Annotated in this window: 19 protein-coding genes; 6 read left to right on the plus strand and 13 right to left on the minus strand. The window is 69.1% G+C overall.

What is annotated here, in order from left to right:
- Both L3V85_RS04105 and L3V85_RS04110 read right to left on the minus strand, forming a co-directional pair.
- A complete protein-coding gene (locus L3V85_RS04105; protein ID WP_237678134.1) occupies positions 1-1641 on the minus strand; it encodes an FAD-dependent oxidoreductase in 1641 nt (546 codons plus the stop codon).
- A gap of 152 nt (positions 1642-1793) precedes the next feature.
- Positions 1794-2753: an MBL fold metallo-hydrolase gene (locus tag L3V85_RS04110; RefSeq protein WP_237678135.1), complete on the minus strand. Its 960-nt coding sequence runs from the start codon at positions 2751-2753 to the stop codon at positions 1794-1796.
- Positions 2754-2898: 145 nt separating this feature from the next.
- On the opposite strand from L3V85_RS04110, the gene L3V85_RS04115 reads away from it, so the two are divergent.
- From L3V85_RS04115 to L3V85_RS04125, 3 genes are all read left to right on the plus strand, one after another.
- The gene (locus L3V85_RS04115; protein WP_237678136.1) at positions 2899-3759 is read left to right on the plus strand and encodes an IclR family transcriptional regulator; all 861 of its coding nucleotides are present in this window, start codon (positions 2899-2901) and stop codon (positions 3757-3759) included.
- Positions 3756-4505, plus strand: coding sequence for an SIR2 family NAD-dependent protein deacylase (locus L3V85_RS04120; RefSeq protein WP_237678137.1), 750 nt, complete (start codon positions 3756-3758; stop codon positions 4503-4505). Before L3V85_RS04115 ends, L3V85_RS04120 begins: the two co-directional genes overlap by 4 nt.
- Positions 4506-4595: 90 nt before the next feature.
- Positions 4596-5612, plus strand: a complete 1017-nt coding sequence (locus L3V85_RS04125) for a hypothetical protein (RefSeq protein ID WP_237678138.1) — start codon at positions 4596-4598, stop codon at positions 5610-5612.
- A gap of 22 nt (positions 5613-5634) precedes the next feature.
- Here L3V85_RS04125 and L3V85_RS04130 read toward each other — a convergent pair whose 3' ends face one another.
- From L3V85_RS04130 to L3V85_RS04155, 6 genes are all read right to left on the minus strand, one after another.
- Positions 5635-5856 (minus strand): hypothetical protein, encoded by a 222-nt coding sequence (locus tag L3V85_RS04130; protein ID WP_237678139.1) that lies wholly within the window; start codon positions 5854-5856, stop codon positions 5635-5637.
- Between the two features lie 28 nt (positions 5857-5884).
- Complete coding sequence (locus L3V85_RS04135; protein ID WP_414080184.1) at positions 5885-6598, minus strand: ABC-type transport auxiliary lipoprotein family protein; 714 nt, start codon at positions 6596-6598, stop codon at positions 5885-5887.
- A gap of 18 nt (positions 6599-6616) precedes the next feature.
- Positions 6617-7576 carry an MlaD family protein gene (locus L3V85_RS04140; protein ID WP_237678140.1) on the minus strand — a complete coding sequence of 320 codons (960 nt, stop codon included), beginning with the start codon at positions 7574-7576 and terminating at the stop codon, positions 6617-6619.
- 16 nt (positions 7577-7592) lie between these two features.
- The gene (locus L3V85_RS04145; protein WP_237678141.1) at positions 7593-8438 is read right to left on the minus strand and encodes an ABC transporter ATP-binding protein; all 846 of its coding nucleotides are present in this window, start codon (positions 8436-8438) and stop codon (positions 7593-7595) included.
- Positions 8439-8442: 4 nt separating this feature from the next.
- Complete coding sequence (locus L3V85_RS04150; protein WP_237678142.1) at positions 8443-9609, minus strand: MlaE family ABC transporter permease; 1167 nt, start codon at positions 9607-9609, stop codon at positions 8443-8445.
- Between the two features lie 182 nt (positions 9610-9791).
- The gene (locus L3V85_RS04155; RefSeq protein ID WP_237678143.1) at positions 9792-10724 is read right to left on the minus strand and encodes a LysR family transcriptional regulator; all 933 of its coding nucleotides are present in this window, start codon (positions 10722-10724) and stop codon (positions 9792-9794) included.
- Positions 10725-10843: 119 nt separating this feature from the next.
- On the opposite strand from L3V85_RS04155, the gene L3V85_RS04160 reads away from it, so the two are divergent.
- Positions 10844-12355, plus strand: coding sequence for a CoA-acylating methylmalonate-semialdehyde dehydrogenase (locus L3V85_RS04160; RefSeq protein ID WP_237678144.1), 1512 nt, complete (start codon positions 10844-10846; stop codon positions 12353-12355).
- 78 nt (positions 12356-12433) lie between these two features.
- Positions 12434-14065, plus strand: a complete 1632-nt coding sequence (locus L3V85_RS04165) for a GMC family oxidoreductase (protein WP_237678145.1) — start codon at positions 12434-12436, stop codon at positions 14063-14065.
- Here L3V85_RS04165 and tetR read toward each other — a convergent pair.
- Positions 14007-14693, minus strand: a complete 687-nt coding sequence (tetR, locus tag L3V85_RS04170; RefSeq protein ID WP_237678146.1) for a tetracycline resistance transcriptional repressor TetR — start codon at positions 14691-14693, stop codon at positions 14007-14009. The genes L3V85_RS04165 and tetR overlap by 59 nt on opposite strands.
- Before the next feature lie 74 nt (positions 14694-14767).
- On the opposite strand from tetR, the gene tet reads away from it, so the two are divergent.
- Complete coding sequence (gene tet, locus L3V85_RS04175; protein WP_237678147.1) at positions 14768-16000, plus strand: Tet(A)/Tet(B)/Tet(C) family tetracycline efflux MFS transporter; 1233 nt, start codon at positions 14768-14770, stop codon at positions 15998-16000.
- Positions 16001-16004: 4 nt separating this feature from the next.
- On the opposite strand, the gene L3V85_RS04180 is transcribed toward tet, so the two are convergent.
- The 4 genes from L3V85_RS04180 to L3V85_RS04195 are packed head-to-tail and all read right to left on the minus strand — an operon-like array spanning position 16005 to position 19938.
- A complete protein-coding gene (locus L3V85_RS04180; protein WP_237678148.1) occupies positions 16005-17057 on the minus strand; it encodes an ABC transporter substrate-binding protein in 1053 nt (350 codons plus the stop codon).
- A 21-nt stretch (positions 17058-17078) separates the two neighbouring features.
- Positions 17079-18242 carry an NAD(P)/FAD-dependent oxidoreductase gene (locus L3V85_RS04185; RefSeq protein ID WP_237678149.1) on the minus strand — a complete coding sequence of 388 codons (1164 nt, stop codon included), beginning with the start codon at positions 18240-18242 and terminating at the stop codon, positions 17079-17081.
- Entirely contained in the window at positions 18239-19636 is a 1398-nt protein-coding gene (locus L3V85_RS04190; protein WP_237678150.1) for an NAD(P)/FAD-dependent oxidoreductase, read from the minus strand. Before L3V85_RS04190 ends, L3V85_RS04185 begins: the two co-directional genes overlap by 4 nt.
- The gene (locus tag L3V85_RS04195) at positions 19633-19938 is read right to left on the minus strand and encodes a (2Fe-2S)-binding protein (protein ID WP_237678151.1); all 306 of its coding nucleotides are present in this window, start codon (positions 19936-19938) and stop codon (positions 19633-19635) included. The genes L3V85_RS04190 and L3V85_RS04195 overlap by 4 nt, the downstream gene beginning before the upstream one ends.

Consider the following 19938-nt stretch of genomic DNA (forward strand, 5'->3'; position numbering starts at 1 on the left):
TCATGCCTTGGCCAGTGCGCGGTCGACGGCCGCGCGGATGAGGGTGGGCGTGGGCCTGCGCCAGCGCGCGCACACGTGCTGGTCGGGCCGCAGCAGGTAGACGGTGCCGGGCTGCGCGTCGTAGCGCCGGGTGGCGAGCTCGCCGCCGGCAGTGGCGCTGTCTTCCACACGCACCACGTGCAGCGGAAGCTCGCATTCCTTCAATGCCCGCAGGCTGCGTTCGGCGGCTTCGCCCTGGCCGAACACCAGCGCGGTGAAGCGCTCGGCATGGCACTCGCGCAGCAGCCAGCCGGTGCTGCCGTCGGCGCGCACCACGGGCGCGTCGGCCGCCGCGGCGCCGGGCACCATCGCGCCGGCGAAGGCCTCGGCGTCCGGCGTGTTGAGCGGCGAATCGCGCAGCACCGTGGCCACCGACAGCCGCCCGCTGTTGACCAGCGTGCGCGCGAAGGCATGGCGCCGGGTCAGCTCCAGCACCGCGTCGCGGAACAGGCGGCTCACGTCGCTCTTGGGCGTGATGAAGTCGGTGGCGCGCGTGGAGTTGCGGATGTTCTCGTCGGCCGCGAACTCGCGCTCGCTGGCATAGCTGTCGAGCAGCGCATCGGGCGCCTGGCCCTGCACCACGGCCGCTAGCTTCCAGGCGAGGTTGTCCGCGTCCTGCACGCCCGAGTTGGCGCCGCGCGCGCCGAACGGCGACACGCCGTGCGCCGAATCGCCCGCGAACAGCACGCGGCCGTGGCGGAAGTGCGCCATGCGCTGGCAGGCGAAGGTGTAGACGCTGGCCCAGCCGATCTGGAACTGCACGCCCTCGAAGCCGATGCTGTCGAGCAGCGCGCGCACCCGCGGCGTGATGTTCTCGGGCTTGCGCTCTTCCGCCGGGTCGGCGTCCCAGCCGAGCTGGAAGTCGACGCGCCACATGCCGTCGGCCTGCTTGTGCAGCAGCACGCTCTGGCCGGGGTGGAACGAGGGATCGAACCAGAAGCGGCGCTCTGTGGGCAACTGCGCGTCCATCGTGATGTCGGCGATCAGGAAGCGGTCGCGGAACACGCGGCCCTTGGCTTCCTGGCCCAGCAGCTGGCGCAGATTGGAGCGCGAGCCGTCGCAGGCCGCGACGTAGCCGGCCTGCAGCCGGTAGTCGCCGTCGGGCGTTTCCACCGTGAGCACGGCGCCGTCTTCGCGCTGCTCGATGCCGGTGACCTTGCTGTTCCAGCGCAGGTCGATCAGCGGCAGCGCGGCCACGCGCTCGACGAGATAGCCCTCGACGTAGTACTGCTGCAGGTTGATGAATGCCGGGCGCTCGTGGCCCGGCTCGGGCAGCAGGTCGAAGCGGTAGACCTGCTCGTCGTGGAAGAACACCTTGCCCACGTTCCACGACACGCCCTTGTCGACCATGCGGTCGCCGCAGCCGAGGCGGTCGAACACTTCGAGCGTGCGCTTGGCGAAGCAGATCGCGCGCGAGCCGCTCGAAAGGGTGTTGTCGTTGTCGAGCAGCACCACGGGCACCTGCCGCAATGCGAGGTCGATGGCCAGCGTGAGGCCCACCGGGCCGGCGCCGACGATCACGACGGGATGGTGCGCCGGTGCCGCCGCGTCCTGGTCGGCGTGGTGCTTGTAGTCGAAGCGCAGGCTTTGGTAGTCGATCACGTACTTGTCTCCGTGTCCTTTGTCCTTGTCTTGCTCCTTCCCCCGCTGGGGGAAGGTTGGGATGGGGGCAGGCGGCTGTCGATGCCGCGCGGCGTTCAAGGCCGTCAGCCCCCACCCCAACCCTCCCCCGGAAGGGGAGGGAGAAATACCGATCAGCCTTCGAGGGCCTTCCACATCTCGATGTCGCGCTCGGCCGTCCACACGCGCGGATCGGCGTGGCCCGAGGCCTCGTCGTACGCGCGGCTCACGTCGAAAGGCATGCAGTGGTCGAAGATCACCCACTGGCTGTACTTGGGCTTGAGCTTGGCGTAGGTTTCCTTGTAGACCGCGTTCAGGTCGCGGCCGGCCTTCACGCCTTCCTGCACGCTGGCGTACACGTCGGAGATGAAGTCGCGCGTGCCCGTCAGGCCCTCGGCGACGGCTTCGGGCGTGGTGAGCGCGGCGCCGCGGCCCGGCACCAGCGCCACGGGCTTGAGCGCGGCGATGTTGTCCAGCGTCTGCGGCCAGTCCTTGAAGTAGGCGTCGCCCGCGTACGGCGTGGCGCCGAACTCGACCAGGTCGCCCGACAGCAGTGTGCGTTCCTGCGGCAGCCAGACGACGGTGTCGCCCTTGGTGTGGCCGCGGCCCAGCTGGATGAGTTGCACCTCGAGCTTGCCCAGCCACAGCGTCATCTTGCCGGTGAAGGTCATGGTGGGCCAGGTCAGGCCCGGGGGCACGGTCTCGACGTTCTGGAACAGGCGCGGGAAGCGGCCGATTTCGCTGGCCTTGTCTTGCTCGCCGCGCTCGACGATCAGGTCGCGCGTGTCCTGGCTGGCCAGCACGTGTTCGGCGCCGTAGCCCGCCGCGCCCAGCACGCGCACCGCGTGGTAGTGCGTGAGCACCACGTACTTGATGGGCTTGTCGGTCACCTCGCGGATGCGGCGCACCACGTCGGCGGCCATGGCGGGCGTGGCCTGGGTGTCGGCCACCAGCACGCAGTCGTCGCCGATCACGATGCCGGTGTTGGGGTCGCCTTCGGCGGTGTAGGCCCAGGCATGTTCGGAGATCTGGCTGAAGGTGATCTTCTTCTCTTCCATGTCGGCCTGGCTGGCGAATTTCTTGGCTTGGCTCATCGGGTGTCTCCGTCGGTGGGGTGGAATTTGAAATTCGTTTAGGTCGAACGAATTTGCGGTTAACGAATTTTTGAAGTGTAAGCGCCGGATCAGTTAATGTCTAATCCCTTCTTCATGAACGAACAACCGGACGCCAAAGGCAGCCATGGCCACTGACACCGACCGCGCCCAGCGCGGCATCCAGAGCATCGAGGTCGGCGGCCAGCTGCTGCGGGCGCTGGTGCACCACGGCCGTCCCATGGCGCTGAAGGACCTGGCGCGCGAGGCCGACATGACGGCCGCCAAGGCGCACCCGTACATGGTCAGCTTCGGGCGCCTGGGTCTCATCGAGCAGGACCGCGCCAGCGGCCACTATCTGCTCGGCCCGCTCGCCTTGCAACTGGGGCTCATCAGCCTGCAGCAGGCCGACCCGGTGCACATCGCCACGCCGCTGATCGGCCAGCTCGCGCAGCAGATCGGCCATACCGTGGCGCTGGCCGTGTGGGGGGCGCGCGGCGCGACCATCGTCCGCACGGCCGAATCGCCGTCGCCGGTGCACGTGAACATGCGGCACGGCACGGTGTTCTCGCTGACCAACACCGCCTCGGGCCGCGTCTTCGCCACCTACCTGGACGCCGAGGTGGTGCGCAGCCTGCTCGAGGAAGAACGCCAGCGCCAGAAACAGCGCAAGGGCGGCGAGCCACCGCCGCCGGCCGGCATGCCGCCGGTGCAGCCGCTGCCTTCATGGAGCGACTTCGAGCGCCAGCTGAAAGAGGTGCGCGACCACGGCATCAGCCGCTCCGACGGCGAGGTCATCGAAGGCGTGAGCGCGATGGCCGCGCCGGTCTTCGATCACACTGGCGCCATCGTGCTGGCCGTCACCGCCATCGGCCCGGCCGGCATCTTCAACACAGCGTGGGACGGTGAGATTTCCCGCGCGCTCAGGGCCTGCGCGGACACCGTGTCCCAGCGCCTGGGCGCCACCGCCGTTCCCGCCCCCGCGAATTCCCCCAAACCAGAGCGATGACGCCCGTCACACCAGAAAACACCTCCACCTTCGAAGCAGTACAGGCGGCCGCACGGCTGCTGCGCGATGCCCGGCGCATCGTCGTGTTCTCCGGCGCCGGACTGTCCCGCGCCTCCGGCATCCCGACCTACCGCGACGCCGACGGCCTCTGGAAGAGCCAGAACGCCCTGCAGTTTTCCCACGCCGAAGACCTGGCGCGCGACCCGTCGGGTTTCACCAAGTTCTGGGCGCAGCGCATGTCGGTGATCGAATCGGCGCAGCCCAACCCTGGCCACGCCGCGCTTGCCACGCTGCAGCGGCTGCGCCCCGCCACCCGGCTTGTCACCCAGAACGTCGACGGCCTGCTCTCGCTGGCGGGCGGGCAGGACGTGCTCGAACTGCACGGCTCGCTGCGCCGCTGGCGCTGCGACCGCTGCGGCAACCGCAGCGGCCCCTGGCCCTTCCACCGCTGCCTGCGCTGCGGCTCGCACGCACGGCCCGACGTCGTGATGTTCGGCGAGATGCTGAATGCCGGCGTGCTGCTCGACGCGCAAGTGGCCGCGCAGGAGTGCGATCTGTTCATGGTGGTGGGCAGCACCACCATCGTCTATCCCGCGGCCGAGTTGCCGCAGACGGCGCTGGCGCACGGCGCGCGGTTGATCACGCTGAACCTGGAGCCGCTGCCGCACCTGGACGATGCGGCCTCCGTGGTGCTGCGGGGCGCGTCGGAAGACCTGTTGCCGAAGTTGCTGGCGGGTTGGGGCTGAACTCAAGCAGGCCTTTGCCGGGACGAAGGTCTAAACTCTCGCGCCCGTGAGGCACCGCCAGCTCGCGCTTCCGCATACCCTTTTTCATAGATGGCTCCCGCAAAACTCTGGTTGTCGATATTTCTGACGGGCTTTGCTGTCTATACGGGCTTGTTGTTCCAGACTCTGATCACGCCCATTCCCTACGGTGACCTGGCGCGCATCGGCCGCATTTCAGACCATGAATTCGGCTGGCGCATCGAGCCGCCGCGTGTCGCGGCCACGCTGCTGGATGCAGCCCCCATCGAGCAGGCCGAGATTCTGGTGATCGGCGACAGCTTTTCGGCCACGCATCTATGGCAGTCGCGGCTGGCAGAAAAGGGTCATGCAGTGACGACGATATTCTGGGATTCGATCGACAACAGGCTGTGCGACAACTTCGACGATTGGCTCGCGGCGGCGGGTTTCCGCGGCAAGCTGGTGATCGCAGAAAGCGTGGAGCGCCTTCTGGCGCTGCGGCTTACGAACTCGCAAAAGTGCGGCGACATGACGGCGCCGCTCGCCGCCCGTGTCGAACCGCTCTCCCCACCGCCGGATCACGTACCCGGATTTGCCCTGAACTGGGACGCGCAAATCGTTTCAGGCTGGCTGACGGCCCGCTGTACTCGCGCGGCCATCGCCGGGAAGGTGCGCCGTGACTGCGATCAACAGACCCAAGCCTTGCCTGTTGAAAACGGATGCCTGCTTTTCAGCCATCGACGCTGCGACATGGCGTTGTTTCTGAGGGGCGACCAGCAACTGGGAGAGATCGCGCCAATGCATCTGACGCAGATGCAGGCATTCACGCAGGCACATGCGAAAGTGCCGATCCTGTGGATGGTGGTGCCGAACAAATGGACTACTTACCTGGAGCCGTCGCATTCGCAAGCGTTCGTCAAGGCGCTACGCCAGACCGATCTGGGGCCTGACCTCTTCACCTTCGCGGTGGAGGAGAAGACGAAGATGAAAGACTTCTACTTCCCCAACGACACCCATATTTCGACACAGGGCCAGCTCGTGCTGGGCGATCGGATGGTGAAAGCAGTCGAGCAGAAGCTGGGCGCTGCGACCGCGCCTGCGGGCGACTGAAGCGCCAGACGGGGCAAGGGCCTCAGCCTCTTTTGCCACCCAGCAAAACCAGCGCCCCGCCCACTACGATCACCGCCACCCCGGCCCATGCCGGCAGGTTGACGGTCTGCTTCTCTTTCACCGAGAACTCCAGCGGCCCCAACTTGGCTTGATGGGTTTCCTTGGTGAAGCTGAAGCTTCCCAGGGCCAGCACGGCGAGGCCGGCCACGATCAGCAGGATGCCGACGATGCGTGTTGCGTTCATGGTGTAGCTCCTCCGTTCCAGCCGCAGGTTACTGCCGGGGCGGTTGCTGCTGCAACTGGTCGACCCACTGCACCACCTCGGCCACGGCCGCGTCGCTGGCGGCGATCAGCGCTTTCACGCCGCCGGGCGCGTCGGCGCTCGGGGCGGGGCTGCGCACGGTGAACACGCGCTGGCCCAGCACGCGGTCGCCGCCGGGGGTGCCGCGGATCAGCGTGGCGCGCAGGCGCACCAGGCCCGTGCTGGCGCTGGCCGAATCGAAATAGTGGGTGAACTCGTCGAGCGAGATGCGCAGCGTGTCGGGCACTTCGCCCTTGCTGCGCGAGATGGTCGCGCTTTCTTCCGGGCCGAGCACCATGCGGCGCTCCGACAGCGTGTCGCGCAGCCGCTGGCGCAGCAGTTGCGCCGGCGGCATGCTCCAGCGCGACTGTCCGTAGGGCCGCAGTTCGTTGGCGTCGGCGTAGCCCAGGCGGTAGAGGATCTGCGTGCCGTCCAGGCGGCTGTTGCTCTCGAACTCGGCCAGCGCCAGCGTGGGGCGCATCTGCGCCGGCGCCGAAGCCGGGGCTTGCGCGGTGGCGGCCGGGCCGGGACCGAAGTCGTACAGCGCGGCGCGCGCGGGCTTGTCGGGCAGCGCGCCGCAGCCGGCGGCCAGCAGCGCGAAGCCTATGGCCAACGCCGCAGCGGCAGCAGCACGGCACGGCCTGGCCAGGGATCGGATGGCGTGGATGGTGGCGTTCATGGTCATGATGGCCTCTTGTCTCCCTCAGGGCCGCGTCGCGGCGGGCGCGCTGAAACCCGGTTCGCCCGGGCCGGCCGCCGTGCCGCCGTTGCCGAACAGCAGCGATTGCGGGTTGTCGTTGATGCTGTCGGCCGCGCGGCCCAGCCGGCGGATGGCGTGCGATGTGTCGTCGGCCACGCGGTTCACGCGCGGAAGCGTTGCGGCGTTGAACGAATCGACCGCCTGCGCCAGTGCCTTGGTGCCGTCGCTCAGGCGCTCGACCGGTCCGTCTGGCGCATTCAGCCGCACGACAGTGGTGTTGAAGTTGTTGGCCACGCGCGAGACGTCGCCCGCCGCCTTCTTCACCGAGGCCATGGTGTCGGGCAGCTTCGTCAGCGCCGGGTTCAAGCCGGTCTTCACGGTGTTGTCGAGCGTCTTGAGCAGCGTGTTGGCGCTGGCCGAGGCGGCCGCGATGTTCTCCAGCGCGTCGGCGGCGCGCTTCTGGTTGGGGTCGCTCAACAGCTGGTTGGCGCGCTTGGTCACTTCCTCGACCTGGTTGATGATGGCCTCGCCGCGGTCCTGCAGCTGCGCCAGCATCGACGGCTTGAGCGGAATGCGCGGCGGGTCGTCGTTGTCCGGCTTGAGCGACACGGTCGACTCGCCCTTGTCGTCCAGCGCGATGAAGGCCAGGCCGGTCACGCCCTGATAGCTCAGCGTGGCGAAGCTGGAGGTGGTGAGCGGCACGCGCTCGTCGACCGTGATGCGCACCCGCACGTTGCCCTTGACCTTGGGGTCGAAGTCGATCGACGTCACCTTGCCCACCGCGATGCCGCGGTAGCGCACCATGGCCTGCGGCTGCAGGCCGCTCACGGCCTCGCGCGTGGACAGTTCGTAGACGTTGCGCACGGTGTTGTCGCGCGTGAACCAGATCACCAGCGCAATGAGCGCGGCGATCAGGCCGAGCACGAAGGCGCCGGCGGCGAGGGCATGGGCCTTGTTTTCCATGATGGCTACCTACCTTTCAGCGGCCCGCCTCGGCGGCGGGCTGCGATGCGAGAGATGCGTCGGCGGGCTTGTCGTGCAGGGCTTCCAGGGCGCGCTGTCCGCGCCCGCCGAGAAAGTATTCGTGGATGAACGGGTGCGGGTACGCGATGACCTCGCGCGCCGCGCCGGTGACGATCACCTTCTGGTCGGCCAGCACCGCGATGCGGGTGCTCAGGTCGAACAGCGTGTCCAGGTCGTGCGTGACCATCACCACCGTCAGGCCCAGCTCGCGGTGCAGGCCGCGCAGCAGGGTGCAGAAGCTGTCGGACGCCTCCGGGTCCAGGCCGGCCGTGGGTTCGTCCAGCAGCAGCAGCGGCGGGTCCATGATGAGCGCGCGTGCCAGCGCCACGCGCTTGATCATGCCGCCCGACAGGTCCGACGGGCTCATGTTGGCGTGCCGGGGCTCCAGGCCCACCATCTGCAGCTTCACCAGCGCCGCGTGGCGGATCAGCTCGTCGGGCAGCAGCTTGAGTTCGCGCAGCGGAAAGGCGATGTTCTCCAGCACGCTGAAGGCCGAGAACAGCGCGCCGTGCTGGAACAGCATGCCCACGTTGGCCGCGCCCGAGGCGCTGAGCTCGCCGGGCTCCTGGCCCAGCACCTCGACATGGCCGCGCGTGGGCTTTTCCAGCCCGAGGATCTGGCGCAGCAGCACCGTCTTGCCGGTGCCCGAGCCGCCGACCAGCGACAGCACCTCGCCGCGGTCGATGTGCAGCCGCAGGTCGCGATGCACCACCTGCTCGCCGTCGGCATTCTTGAACACCGTCCACAGGCCGCGGATGTCCACCACGGTCTGGTCGGTGTCGGGGCGCACGGGCATGCTCATCGCGTCATCCCCGGAAGCCGATGCCCTTGAAGAGCACGGCGAAGAGCGCGTCCACCAGGATCACGGCGGTGATAGAGGTCACGACCGACGAGGTGGTGCCGCGCCCCAGGCTCTCGGTGTTGGGCTTGACCTTCATGCCGAAGTAGCAGCCGATCAGCGCGATCATCACGCCGAACACCGCCGACTTGGCCATGGCCAGCCACAGGTTGGAGATAGGCACCGCGCGCGGCAGCGCCGACAAAAAGTACGACGGGGAAATATTGAGCGCCGCGTCGGCCGCCAGCATGCCGCCCGCAAGCGCGGCCATCGAGGTCCAGAGGCTGATCAGCGGCATCGCGATGGCCAGCGCCAGCACGCGCGGCATCACCAGCCGGAAGCCGTGCGGTATGCCCATCACGCGCATGGCGTCGAGTTCCTCGGTCACGCGCATCACGCCGATCTGCGCGGTGATGGCCGAGCCCGAGCGCCCGGCGATCAGCACGGCCGCCAGCACCGGCCCCAGCTCGCGGATCAGCGAGAGGCCGAGGATGTTGACCACGAAGGTCTCGGCGCCGTACTGCCGCAGCTGCTGCGAGATCAGGTAGGCCAGCACCACGCCGATCAATAGCCCGACCAGCGCCGTGATGTGCAGCGCGGTCGCGCCGAACTGGTACAGGTGCCCGGAAAAATCGCGCCACGGTCCGCGGTGCGGCGCGCGGACCAGCGCGCACAGGTCGATCGCGAGCTGGCCGAGCAGGCCGGTGAAGTCGCGCATCACGATCATCGCGCGCGGGCCGTTGTGCGAGAACGCGCGCACGCGGTCGTTCAGCGTGGGCGAAGGCTCGACGGGCGTGGCGACGGTGTATTGCGCGACCTGGTCGAGCACCGCCTTGTGCTGCGGCGCCATCTCGAGCGTGGCGGGCCAGGCGTGGTGCCAGTGCTCCCACAGCAACTGCGCGCCGATGTGGTCGAGCTGCTGGATCGGGCGCAGGTCCCACGCGCGGTCGTCGGCGGCCGGCGCGGCCTCCAGGCTCTTCGACAGCGCCTGCCAGGCCGGCTTGGACGACATCGCCAGCGTGGTCCAGCGGCCGGTTGCCACGGTCCACTGCCGGCCGTCCTGCTCCTGCTGCCCGACACGGGGCCACGCGCTGTCGGCGGCTGAGGCGTCGGCAGGCAAGTGGGCAGGAGACATAGGGCGGATGAGCAGGAAAGTAAACAAAAACCAGCGTGCGAATCGCGCATCGTAACCGGGTGCTTCCAGGGTACAGGTGTTCCAGACCCCTCGTTCGCGTAGGGCACCACGCCGTTTCTTCACCTTTTCTTAAGACCGTGCTCCCGGCGTGGTCGCTGACGTTCGTGAACTGAATTAACTGCTCAGGCCGCGAAGCCTTCCGCCAGCGCCTCGCGCAGCCATGCCACGAAAGCGGTCACCGCCTGCGGCACGTGCGTGGCGTAGGGCCGGATCGCGTACAGCCGCTCGCCGAACGCGCCCACCGAGCGCCATTGCGGCAGCACCTGCTGCAGCTTGCCCGACTGCAGCGCCGACTGCGCGCTGAAGTCGGGCACCAGCGCGATGCCCAGCCCGCTCAGCGCCGCGTCGCGCAGCGCCTCGCTGTTGTTCGCCACCAGCGGGCCCGACACCGGCACGGTGATGCGCGGCGCCGAGGCCTTGCGGGCCTCGAAGTGCCAGGTCGGCGTGTCCTGCGCGCGCGGGTAGTGCAGGCAGTCGTGGCCGGCCAGCGCCTGCGGCTCGCGCGGCGTGCCGCGGCGGCGCAGGTAGGCGCGGCTGGCCACCAGCACCGAGCGCGTCTCGCACAGCGTCCAGGCCACGTGGGTGTCTGGCGGCGCGGCGGTGTGGCGGATCGCGAGGTCGAAGCCCTCCATCGCGAGCGAACTGAGCCGGTCCGACAGGTCGAGTTCGATGCGCACCTCGGGCTGCGCGCGCAGGAAGTCGGCCAGCCGCGGCACCAGCTGCTGGCGTGCGAAGGCCACCGGCGCCGTCACCCGCACCAGCCCGCGCGGCACGCCCGCCAGGTCGCGCACGCCCGCGAAGCTGTGGGCGATCTGCTCGAAGGGCGCGCGCATGTCCTCCACCAGCCGCTGGCCCGCCTCGGTGAGCCGCACGCTGCGCGTTGTGCGCTGCACCAATGGCGCGCCGGCCGCGTGCTCCAGCTCGGCGATGCGCTGGCTCATGGCCGCCTTGCTCACGCCCAGGCGCAGCGCGGCGGCGGTGAAGCTGCCTTGCTGCGCGAGCACGGTGAGCCAGTGCAGGTGGGTCCAGAGCGACTCGATATTTTGGGGTTTCATGCTTGCATTGTTCGCCATAGCGAACAATAAGTTCAAGTTTCGTGTCTAGGCGCGGACGGGGCCGCTGCCTAAACTGGCCGCACTCTCCCTCTTGATCCGTCACGCGAAAGCACAGACCCATGCCCACCACCAACATCGACCACTTCATCGGCGGCCAACCCGCCGCCAACACTTCCGGCCGCACGCAGGACGTGACCAACCCCGCCACCGGCGCCGTCACCGGCAAGGTCGGCCTGGCCGATGTCGCCCAGGTTGCCGCCGCCGTGGCGGCCGCGCAGGCCGCCTTCCCGGCCTGGGCCGACACCCCGCCGATCCGCCGCGCGCGCGTCATGTTCAAGTTCCTGCAGCTGCTCAACGAGCACAAGGACGAGCTGGCCCACCTCATCACCGCCGAGCACGGCAAGGTCTTCACCGACGCGCAGGGCGAAGTCAGCCGCGGCATCGACATCGTCGAGTTCGCCTGCGGCATTCCGCAGCTGCTCAAGGGCGACTTCACCGACCAGGTGAGCACCGGCATCGACAACTGGACCCTGCGCCAGCCCTTGGGCGTGGTCGCCGGCATCACGCCTTTCAACTTCCCGGTGATGGTGCCGATGTGGATGTTCCCGGTGGCCATTGCCGCGGGCAACACCTTCGTGCTCAAGCCCAGCCCGACCGACCCGAGCGCCTCGCTGCGCATGGCCGAGCTGCTCAAGGAAGCCGGCCTGCCCGACGGCGTGTTCAACGTGGTGCAGGGCGACAAGGTCGCGGTCGACGCGCTGCTGGAGCACCCGGACGTCAAGGCCATCAGCTTCGTCGGCTCCACGCCCATCGCCAACTACATCTACGAAACCGGCGCACGCCACGGCAAGCGCGTGCAGGCCCTGGGCGGCGCGAAGAACCACATGGTGGTGCTGCCCGACGCCGACATCGACCAGACCGTCGACGCACTGATCGGCGCCGGCTACGGCTCCGCCGGCGAGCGCTGCATGGCCATCAGCGTGGCGGTGCTGGTGGGCGACGTGGCCGACAAGATCATCCCCAAGCTCATCGAGCGCACGAAGACGCTGCAGGTGCTCAACGGCACCAACCTCGCGGCCGAGATGGGCCCGATCGTCACCCGTGCCGCGCACGAGCGCATCACCGGCTACATCGACCTGGGCGAGAAGGAAGGCGCGAAGCTCTTGGTCGACGGCCGCAAGTTCGACGGCAACAAGGCGGGCGAAGGCTGCGGCGACGGCTTCTGGATGGGCGGCACGCTGTTCGACAACGTCACGCCCGAGATGCGCATCTACAAGGAAGAGATCTTCGGCCCGGTGCTCAGCTGCGTGCGCGTGGCCAACTTCAAGGATGCCGTCGACCTGGTCAATGCGCACGAGTTCGGCAACGGCGTGAGCTGCTTCACCCGCGACGGCAACGTGGCGCGCGAATTCAGCCGCCGCATCCAGGTGGGCATGGTCGGCATCAACGTGCCGATCCCGGTGCCCATGGCCTGGCACGGCTTCGGCGGCTGGAAGCGTTCGCTGTTCGGCGACATGCACGCCTACGGCGAAGAGGGCGTGCGCTTCTACACCAAGCAGAAGTCGGTCATGCAGCGCTGGCCCGAGAGCATCGGCAAGGGCGCCGAGTTCGTGATGCCTACGGCCAAGTAGCATGCGCAGCGGCGCGAGGGGCGCCGCGATTCCGCCCGGGAATTCCGTCGAACAAAAAAGAGAGACAAGCAAAACGCCATGAGCGAGACCCAATTCGACTACATCATCATCGGGGCCGGCACCGCCGGCTCGCTCATGGCCAACCGGCTCAGCGCCGACAAGAGCAAGCGCGTGCTGCTCGTCGAGGCCGGCCGCAAGGACGACTACCACTGGATCCACATTCCGGTCGGCTACCTGTATTGCATCGGCAATCCGCGCACCGACTGGCTCTACAGCACCGAGCCCGATGCGGGCCTGAACGGCCGCGTGCTGCGCTATCCGCGCGGCAAGACGCTGGGCGGCAGCTCCAGCATCAACGGCATGATCTACATGCGCGGCCAGTCGCGCGACTACGAGCAGTGGGCGCGGCTCACGGGCGACGAGTCATGGCGCTGGCAGAACGTGCTGCCGGCGTTCAAGAAACACGAAGACTTCTACCTGGGCGCCGACGAGATGCACGGCGCCGGCGGCGAATGGCGCGTCGAGAAGCAGCGGCTGCGCTGGGACATCCTCGACGCCTTCGCCGAAGCCGCGGCCCAGGCCGACGTGCCGCACACCACCGACTTCAACCGCGGCAGCAACGAGGGCGTTGGCTACTTTCAGGTCAACCAGAAGAACGGTTGGCGCTGGAACACCGCCAAGGCCTTCCTGCGTCCGACCTGCTATGGCAGGCCCAACTTCGAGCTGTGGACCGGCGCGCAGGTGTCGCGCCTGCTGTTCGAGACGCAGCCCGACGGCACGCGCCGCTGCACCGGCGCCGAAGTGTGGAACGGCAGCGAGATGGTCACCGCGCACGCTTCGCGCGAGGTGATCCTGAGCGCGGGCGCCATCGGCTCGCCGCAGATCCTGCAGCTTTCGGGCATCGGCCCGGCGGCGCTGCTGCGCCAGCACGGCATCGACGTGGTGCTCGACGCGCCCGGTGTCGGCGCCAACCTGCAGGACCACCTGCAGATCCGCGCGGTCTACAAGATCAGCGGCGCGCCCACGCTCAACGTGCTGGCCTCGTCGATGTTCGGCAAGGCCAAGATCGGGCTCGAGTACATGCTCAGGCGCAGCGGGCCGATGAGCATGGCGCCCTCGCAGCTCGGCGCATTCACGCGCAGTTCGCCCGACCATGAGTGGCCGAACCTGCAGTACCACGTGCAGCCGCTGTCGCTCGATGCCTTCGGCGATCCGCTGCACAGCTTTCCGGCGTTCACCGCGAGCGTGTGCAACCTCAACCCCACGAGCCGTGGCGCGGTGCGCATCAAGAGCGGACGCTTTCAGGACGCGCCGGCCATCGCCCCCAACTACCTGAGCACTGACGAAGACCGCAAGGTGGCTGCCGATTCGCTGCGCGTGACGCGCCGCATCGCGTCGCAGCCGGCGCTCGCCAAGTACCAGCCGCAGGAATGGAAGCCCGGCGCGCAGTACCAGACCGACGAAGACCTGGCGCGGCTGGCCGGCGACATTGCCACCACCATCTTCCATCCGGTAGGCACGACCAAGATGGGCGCCGACGGCGACCCGATGGCGGTGCTCGATTCGCGGCTGCGCGTGCGCGGCGTGCAGGGTCTGCGCGTGGTGGATGCGGGCGCGATGCCCACCATCACCAGCGGCAACACCAACAGCCCTACGCTGATGATGGCGGAGAAGGCCGCCGGCTGGATTTGCGGCGCGGCGCAGGACTAGCCTCCGCCGCCCCTGCGTTGGCAAGGCGCGCCTTCGCGCCTTCGATCATGAGGTCCACGCCGATGTCGAACATCGCATCCGGTCCGGCCTCGCGGTAGTTCGCGAAGGCTTCGGCCAGCAGCGGGCGCGAGGCGGCGGAGGCATCGAGCGCCTGCTGCCGCGCCTCGGCGTCCGGCGGCGCCGCCTGTTCCTCCAGCACGCAGCCCACCGTGTAGCGGCCCAGCGCGATCAGCAACGTCATCGCCTGCGTTGCAGGCACGCCGCGGTCGACCACGGCCGCGAGCTGGGCCTCCACCATTTCCAGGTCGCCCGGATCGGGCTCGGTGCCGGCGTGCAGCCGGGCGCCGTCGCGCCGCGCCAGCAGCGCACGCCGGAAGCTGCGCGCGTTCTCGCGCAGGAAGGTCTCCCACGATTCGTCCGGCAACGGCAGCTTGCGGTCGTGGGCGCGGCGCAGCAGTTCGCTGTTCATCGCGTCGAGCAGCGCCCGCTTGTTCCTGAAATGCCAGTACAGCGCCGGCTGCTGCACGCCCAGCCGTTCGGCCAGCAGGCGGGTGCTGAGCTTGTCCATGCCGACCTCGTCGAGCAGCGCGAGGGCTGTCTCGAGGATCACTTCGCGGTCCAGTTTCATTCAGATGTGCGTGCCGATGTCGATTCGGGAGGGTACTTCACAGCCCAGAATTTATCGCTGATAATTCCTTATCAATGATAAATTCCACCACTTACCCACCGCCTTCCGACGCGAAGGGCCGCCATGCGCATGCGGTGATCCTGGCGATCGTCACGCTCGACGCCATCGGCATCAGCTTGGTCATGCCCATCGTGCCGAGCCTGCTGCGCGAGGTCGGCCATACCGGCGATCTCGGCTGGCGCTTCGGCGCCTTTCTCTCGCTCTACGCGCTGATGCAGTTCCTCTGCGCACCCGTGCTCGGCGCTCTCAGCGACCGCTTCGGCCGCCGGCCGGTGTTGCTCATCTCCGTGGCGGGCTCCGCCATCGATGCGCTCTTCATGGCCTTCGCGCCGTCGCTGTGGATGCTGTTCCTGGGCCGCGCCATCGCGGGCATGACGGGCGCGAGCACCGCCGTGGCCTCCGCCGCCATTGCCGACCTCACGCCCGAGAACCAGCGCGCACGCTGGTTCGGTCGCATGGGCGCCTGCTTCGGCCTGGGCTTCATCGCGGGGCCGGCCATCGGCGGCGTGCTCGGCGACTACGGCGTGCGGCTGCCGTTCGTCGCGGCCGCGGTGCTCAATGGCCTGACCTTCCTCGTCGGCCTGCTGGTGTTGCGCGAGTCGCGACCGCCGGCGCTCGCGTCGCAGCCCTTCGACCGCGGCGTGCTGCATCCGCTCGCGCCGCTGCGCTGGGCCACCAGCTTTCCGGCGCTGCTGCCCTTGCTCGGCGTGTTCCTGCTGCTGGTGCTGGTGGGCGAAGTCGCCGGCACGACCTGGGTGATCTACGGCCAGGACCGCTACGCCTGGAACGGCACCATGGTCGGCCTTTCGCTCGCGGTCTTCGGCCTGCTCCATGCGCTGGTGCAGGGCTTCGTCGCGGGCCCGCTGGTCGAGCGCTGGGGCGAGCGAGCGGCCATCGCCGTCGGCATCATTGCGGACGGCACGGGCTATGCGCTGATCGCCTTCGCCACGCAGGGCTGGATGGCGATCGCCATGCTGCCGCTGCTGTGCATGGGCGGCGTCTGCGCGCCCGCGCTGCAGGCGACGCTGTCGGCGCGCGTGGGCCAGGCGCAGCAGGGCCGGCTGCAGGGCGTGCTCGCGAGCATCACCAGTCTGGCGGCGGTGTTCGGCCCGCTGCTCATCAGCCCGCTCTACTTCGCGTTCCGCACGCGCTTTCCGGGCATCGTGTGGCTGGCTGGGGCTTCGCTCTATCTGCTGTGCCTGCCGGTGCTGCTGCGCAGGACGGGAAGAACCGGCGCGCAGGGCTGACCGATCACTTCTCTATGGTCTTGTTCCAGCGCGCGTTCCACGCGGGGCGATTGGCGTTGATGCTTTCCCAGTCGATGGTCACCGCGGTCTTCATCCACTTGTTGATGTCCGCCACCTGCGCCGCGCCTTCGCCCTCGGCGGGGGTCTTGGGGTTGGTCGGGATCTGCGCGCCGTACTGCAGCACGTTGGCCTGCGCCACCGGGCTCAGCAAGAACTCGGCGAGCTTCTGCGACAGCTCGGGCTCGCTGTTGTTGGCGATCACGCACTGGCCCACCATCAGCACCACAGCGCCTTCCTTGGGCGGCGCGTATTCCACCGGAATGCCCTTGGTCTTGAGCGCCGCGACGGCCGTGGGCGTGAGCGGGAAGATGGCGGCCTCGCCGGTCTGAACCATCTCCGACAGCTTGGCCGAACTCGGGATGTACTCCAGCACGTTCGGCCCGATGGTGGTGGGCCAGGCCTTGAAACCCGGCTCCACGTTCCTGTCGTTGCCGCCCTGGATGCGGTTGAACATCAGGAAGCCGTGCAGCCCGAAGGACGACGACGACATCGACTGGAACACCACCTTGCCCTTGTACTTGGGGTCGGCCAGGTCCATCCACGAGGTGGGCGGCGCCCAGCCCTTTTCCTTGAACATCTTGGCGTTGTAGGCCAGGCCGGTCATGCCCAGGCTCACGCCGCTGGCCATGTCGTCCTTGAAGCGTGCGGCGGGATAGATCTCACTGAGCGACTGGCTGGGCTTCTGCTTCTGGCACAGGCCCATGCCGATGGCACGCACCATGACGCCGTCGTCCAGGAACATCACGTGCATCTGCGGCTTGTCCTTGTTGGCCTGCGCCTTCGCGAGGATGTCGGACGAGGTGCCGGGCACCACCACCACCTTCGCGCCGTAGGCTTTCTCGAAGGCCGGGAACACGTACTGCGTGTACGCCTTCTCCATGGTGCCGCCGTTCATGCCGATGTAGATGGTCTTGGTCTGCGCGCCGGCGGTGCCGGCGGCCGCGAGCAGCGCGGCCAGGAGAAGGACGGAGGTCGGGGACTTGGCGGTGCGTGACATGGTGATGCTCTCCAATCAGGTTCAGGTGGGGGAAGCTGCAAGGGACGGGGAAACGGGTGCTTCGTCGAAGCGCTCGATGGCGAAGGCGTCGATGGGCGTGTCGCTGCGCCCGTCGCGCGCCAGTTCGGCCAGCACTTCGCCGGCGGCCGGGCCGATCTGGAAGCCCGCGCCCGAGAAGCCGAAGCCGTGGAACAGGCCGGGCGTGGTGCGGCTCGCGCCGAGCACCGGCTGGCGGTCGGGCAGGTAGCCCTCGGTGCCGCCCCAGGTGCGGATGATGTGCGCATGGCGCAGGGCCGGCAGCAGCTCCACCGCCTGCGCCGCGAGCGTGGCGATGCCGTCGCGCTCGGCGCGCGCGCGGTCGGCATCGAGCGTGATGCCGGTGCCGCCGCCGAGCACGAGGTTGCCGCGCTCCACCTGCCGGCAGTAGATGCCGCCGCCCTCGACGCCGAGGCTCCATGTCATGAAGCGCGGCACCGGCTCGGTCACCGCCATCAGGGGGCTGCGCGCGGACAAGGGCGGCATCTCCCCGAACTGGCCGGCGATGGCGCTGGCCCAGGCGCCCGCGCAGTTGAGCAGCACCGGTGCCTGCACTTCGAGCGTGCCGTCCGCATGGGTCGAGCGCACCGTGAACAGCGCGCCGTCGTGCGCCACCTCGTCGACCTTGTGGCGCTCGAAGACCTGCGCGCCAGCGCGGGCCGCCGCCAGCGCGAAGGCCGGCGACACCAGGCGCGGGTTGGCCTGTCCGTCCTCGATGCACAGCGAGCCGCCCACGGCGCGCGTGCCGAGCCAGGGGCATTGCGCGCGCAGCCGCGCGGCGGAGATCAGCTCCAGACCCAGGTCGAAGTCGCTGCTGAGTGCGCGATAACGCTCCAGCGAGGCCATGTCGGCCTCGCTGCGCGCGATCTTGAAATGGCCCGAACGCAGGTATTCGCCGTCGGTGCCCAGCAGCTCGGGCAGCCGGCCCCAGATGCGGTGCGCACGCTGCGCCAGCGGCAGCTGGCTCACCGGCCGGCCCTGGCGCCGCACGCCGCCGAAGTTCACGCCGCTGGAACGCGAACCGCAGAAGTCGCGCTCCAGCAGCACCACGTCGATGCCCATGTGCCGCAGCGCCAGCGCGGCGGAAGAACCGACGATACCGCCGCCGACGATGGCGACCTCGGTCTGCAGTTTCCTGATGCCGCTCATGCGCCGCCCCCTTCGGCTGGCGCGAGCCAGATCGGGATCGGCTTGATCGGCGCCTGCCCGCGCAGCCGGCCGACCTGCTGCAGCGGCTGCTGCGTGGCATGCGCGAGGATTTCGGCCGCGGCCACGCCGCACATGCGGCCCTGGCAGCGGCCCATGCCGACGCGCGACAAGGCCTTCAGCCGGTTCAGTTCGCTGGCGCCGGCTTCGGCGATCGTCTGGCGCAGGCTGCCGGCCGTCACGTTCTCGCAGCGGCAGATCACGAGATCGTCGGGCGCATGCGCGGCCCAGTCATCGGGCACGGGGAAGGCGCGCTCCAGGCCGTGGCGAAAGCCGGTGATCCGGTCGAGCTTGCGTTCGAGTTCGGCGGCGCGCGCGGTGTCGACCGCCACGCCGTTGTCCGCGAGCAGCGCCAGCGCCGCGCGTTCGCCGGCCCACTCGGCCGCATCCGCGCCCATGATGCCGGCGCCATCGCCCGCGAGGTACACGCCCTCGACGCTCGCGCGGCCCGCCGCGTCGCGCACCGGCAGGTGTGCCCGGTGTAGCGGCGCGTAGTCGAAGCGGCAGCCGAGCAGGTCGGCTAGTTGCGTCTCGGAGCGCAGCGCGTAGCCGAAGCCCACGGCATCGCAGTCCAGCGTGCGTTCCTCGCCGCCGTCCTGCCATGCCACGCCGGTCACGCGGCCCTGCGCCTCGTCGCCCAGCACGCGCAGCGGTCGCACGCCGCCGTGCAGCGCAATGCCGTGCGCGCGCAGCCAGCCGACGTAGTACACGCCCTTGGCGAACACCGTCGGCTGCGCCAGCATCGCGGGCGTGGCGGCAAGCTGGTCGGCCAGGCGCGCGGTGTCGAGCACCGCCGCCACCCGCACGCCGGCCTTCGCATACTGGTACGCCACCAGGTACAGCAGCGGCCCGGTGCCCATGAACACCACGCGCCGGCCGATGGCGCAGCCCTGGAACTTCAGCGCCACCTGCGCCCCGCCCAGCGTGTACACGCCCGGCAGCGTCCAGCCCGGCACCGGCAGCACGCGGTCGGTGGCGCCGGTCGCCACGATCAGATGGCTGTAGGGCACGCGGCTGGTGCCGCGCGTCGGGTTGTGCAGCACGTCGAGTTGATGGTCTTGCGCGTTCCACACCAGGCTGTCGGGGCGGTGCTCGATGCGGCCCTGCAGCGCGTCGAAGGCCTGGTGCAGCGCGTCGGCGCGCTTCGACTCGAAGCCGTAGAGCGTTCGCGCGGTTCGCTGCGCGAGGACTGCGGGCGGACGCCGGTAGATCTGCCCGCCGGCGCGCGGCGCCTCGTCGATCACCACCGGCCGCAGCCCGTGCGCCACCAGCGTCTGCGCCGCGCGCACGCCGGCCGGGCCGGCGCCGACGATCACGGGGCGGAGCGTGGCCGTCATGCGCCGTTCCTTCCGGTCACGAGCGCCATGCCGGGCGCGATGAAGGTGGAGCAGGCGCGCAGCCGCTCGCCGTCGTCCTTTGAAATCCAGCAGTCCTGGCAGGCGCCCATCATGCAGAAGCCCGCGCGCGGCAGGCCGCTGAATTCGTTGCGGCGCAGCTGGCCGCATTGGGTGAGCACGGCGGTCAGCACGGTGTCGCCGGCCAGCGCGCTGGCGGGGGCACCGTCGAGCGTGAAGTGCACGGCCTCGCGGCCGGCCTGTTCGGCCACGCGATGCAACAAGGCGGATGAAGGCTTCGTCAT

Source organism: Variovorax paradoxus, assembly GCF_022009635.1.
Classification (GTDB): domain Bacteria; phylum Pseudomonadota; class Gammaproteobacteria; order Burkholderiales; family Burkholderiaceae_C; genus Variovorax.

Excerpts from the sequence above, each read along its gene's own strand:
- L3V85_RS04110 (WP_237678135.1), bottom strand. The coding sequence starts at position 2,753 with ATGAGCCAAGCCAAGAAATTCGCCAGCCAGGCCGACATGGAAGAGAAG.
- L3V85_RS04115 (WP_237678136.1), top strand. The coding sequence starts at position 2,899 with ATGGCCACTGACACCGACCGCGCCCAGCGCGGCATCCAGAGCATCGAG.
- L3V85_RS04120 (WP_237678137.1), top strand. The coding sequence starts at position 3,756 with ATGACGCCCGTCACACCAGAAAACACCTCCACCTTCGAAGCAGTACAG.
- L3V85_RS04125 (WP_237678138.1), top strand. The coding sequence starts at position 4,596 with ATGGCTCCCGCAAAACTCTGGTTGTCGATATTTCTGACGGGCTTTGCT.
- L3V85_RS04130 (WP_237678139.1), bottom strand. The coding sequence starts at position 5,856 with ATGAACGCAACACGCATCGTCGGCATCCTGCTGATCGTGGCCGGCCTC.
- L3V85_RS04135 (WP_414080184.1), bottom strand. The coding sequence starts at position 6,598 with ATGACCATGAACGCCACCATCCACGCCATCCGATCCCTGGCCAGGCCG.
- L3V85_RS04140 (WP_237678140.1), bottom strand. The coding sequence starts at position 7,576 with ATGGAAAACAAGGCCCATGCCCTCGCCGCCGGCGCCTTCGTGCTCGGC.
- L3V85_RS04145 (WP_237678141.1), bottom strand. The coding sequence starts at position 8,438 with ATGAGCATGCCCGTGCGCCCCGACACCGACCAGACCGTGGTGGACATC.
- L3V85_RS04150 (WP_237678142.1), bottom strand. The coding sequence starts at position 9,609 with ATGTCTCCTGCCCACTTGCCTGCCGACGCCTCAGCCGCCGACAGCGCG.
- L3V85_RS04155 (WP_237678143.1), bottom strand. The coding sequence starts at position 10,724 with ATGAAACCCCAAAATATCGAGTCGCTCTGGACCCACCTGCACTGGCTC.
- L3V85_RS04160 (WP_237678144.1), top strand. The coding sequence starts at position 10,844 with ATGCCCACCACCAACATCGACCACTTCATCGGCGGCCAACCCGCCGCC.
- L3V85_RS04165 (WP_237678145.1), top strand. The coding sequence starts at position 12,434 with ATGAGCGAGACCCAATTCGACTACATCATCATCGGGGCCGGCACCGCC.
- tetR (WP_237678146.1), bottom strand. The coding sequence starts at position 14,693 with ATGAAACTGGACCGCGAAGTGATCCTCGAGACAGCCCTCGCGCTGCTC.
- tet (WP_237678147.1), top strand. The coding sequence starts at position 14,768 with ATGATAAATTCCACCACTTACCCACCGCCTTCCGACGCGAAGGGCCGC.
- L3V85_RS04180 (WP_237678148.1), bottom strand. The coding sequence starts at position 17,057 with ATGTCACGCACCGCCAAGTCCCCGACCTCCGTCCTTCTCCTGGCCGCG.
- L3V85_RS04185 (WP_237678149.1), bottom strand. The coding sequence starts at position 18,242 with ATGAGCGGCATCAGGAAACTGCAGACCGAGGTCGCCATCGTCGGCGGC.
- L3V85_RS04190 (WP_237678150.1), bottom strand. The coding sequence starts at position 19,636 with ATGACGGCCACGCTCCGCCCCGTGATCGTCGGCGCCGGCCCGGCCGGC.
- L3V85_RS04195 (WP_237678151.1), bottom strand. The coding sequence starts at position 19,938 with ATGACGAAGCCTTCATCCGCCTTGTTGCATCGCGTGGCCGAACAGGCC.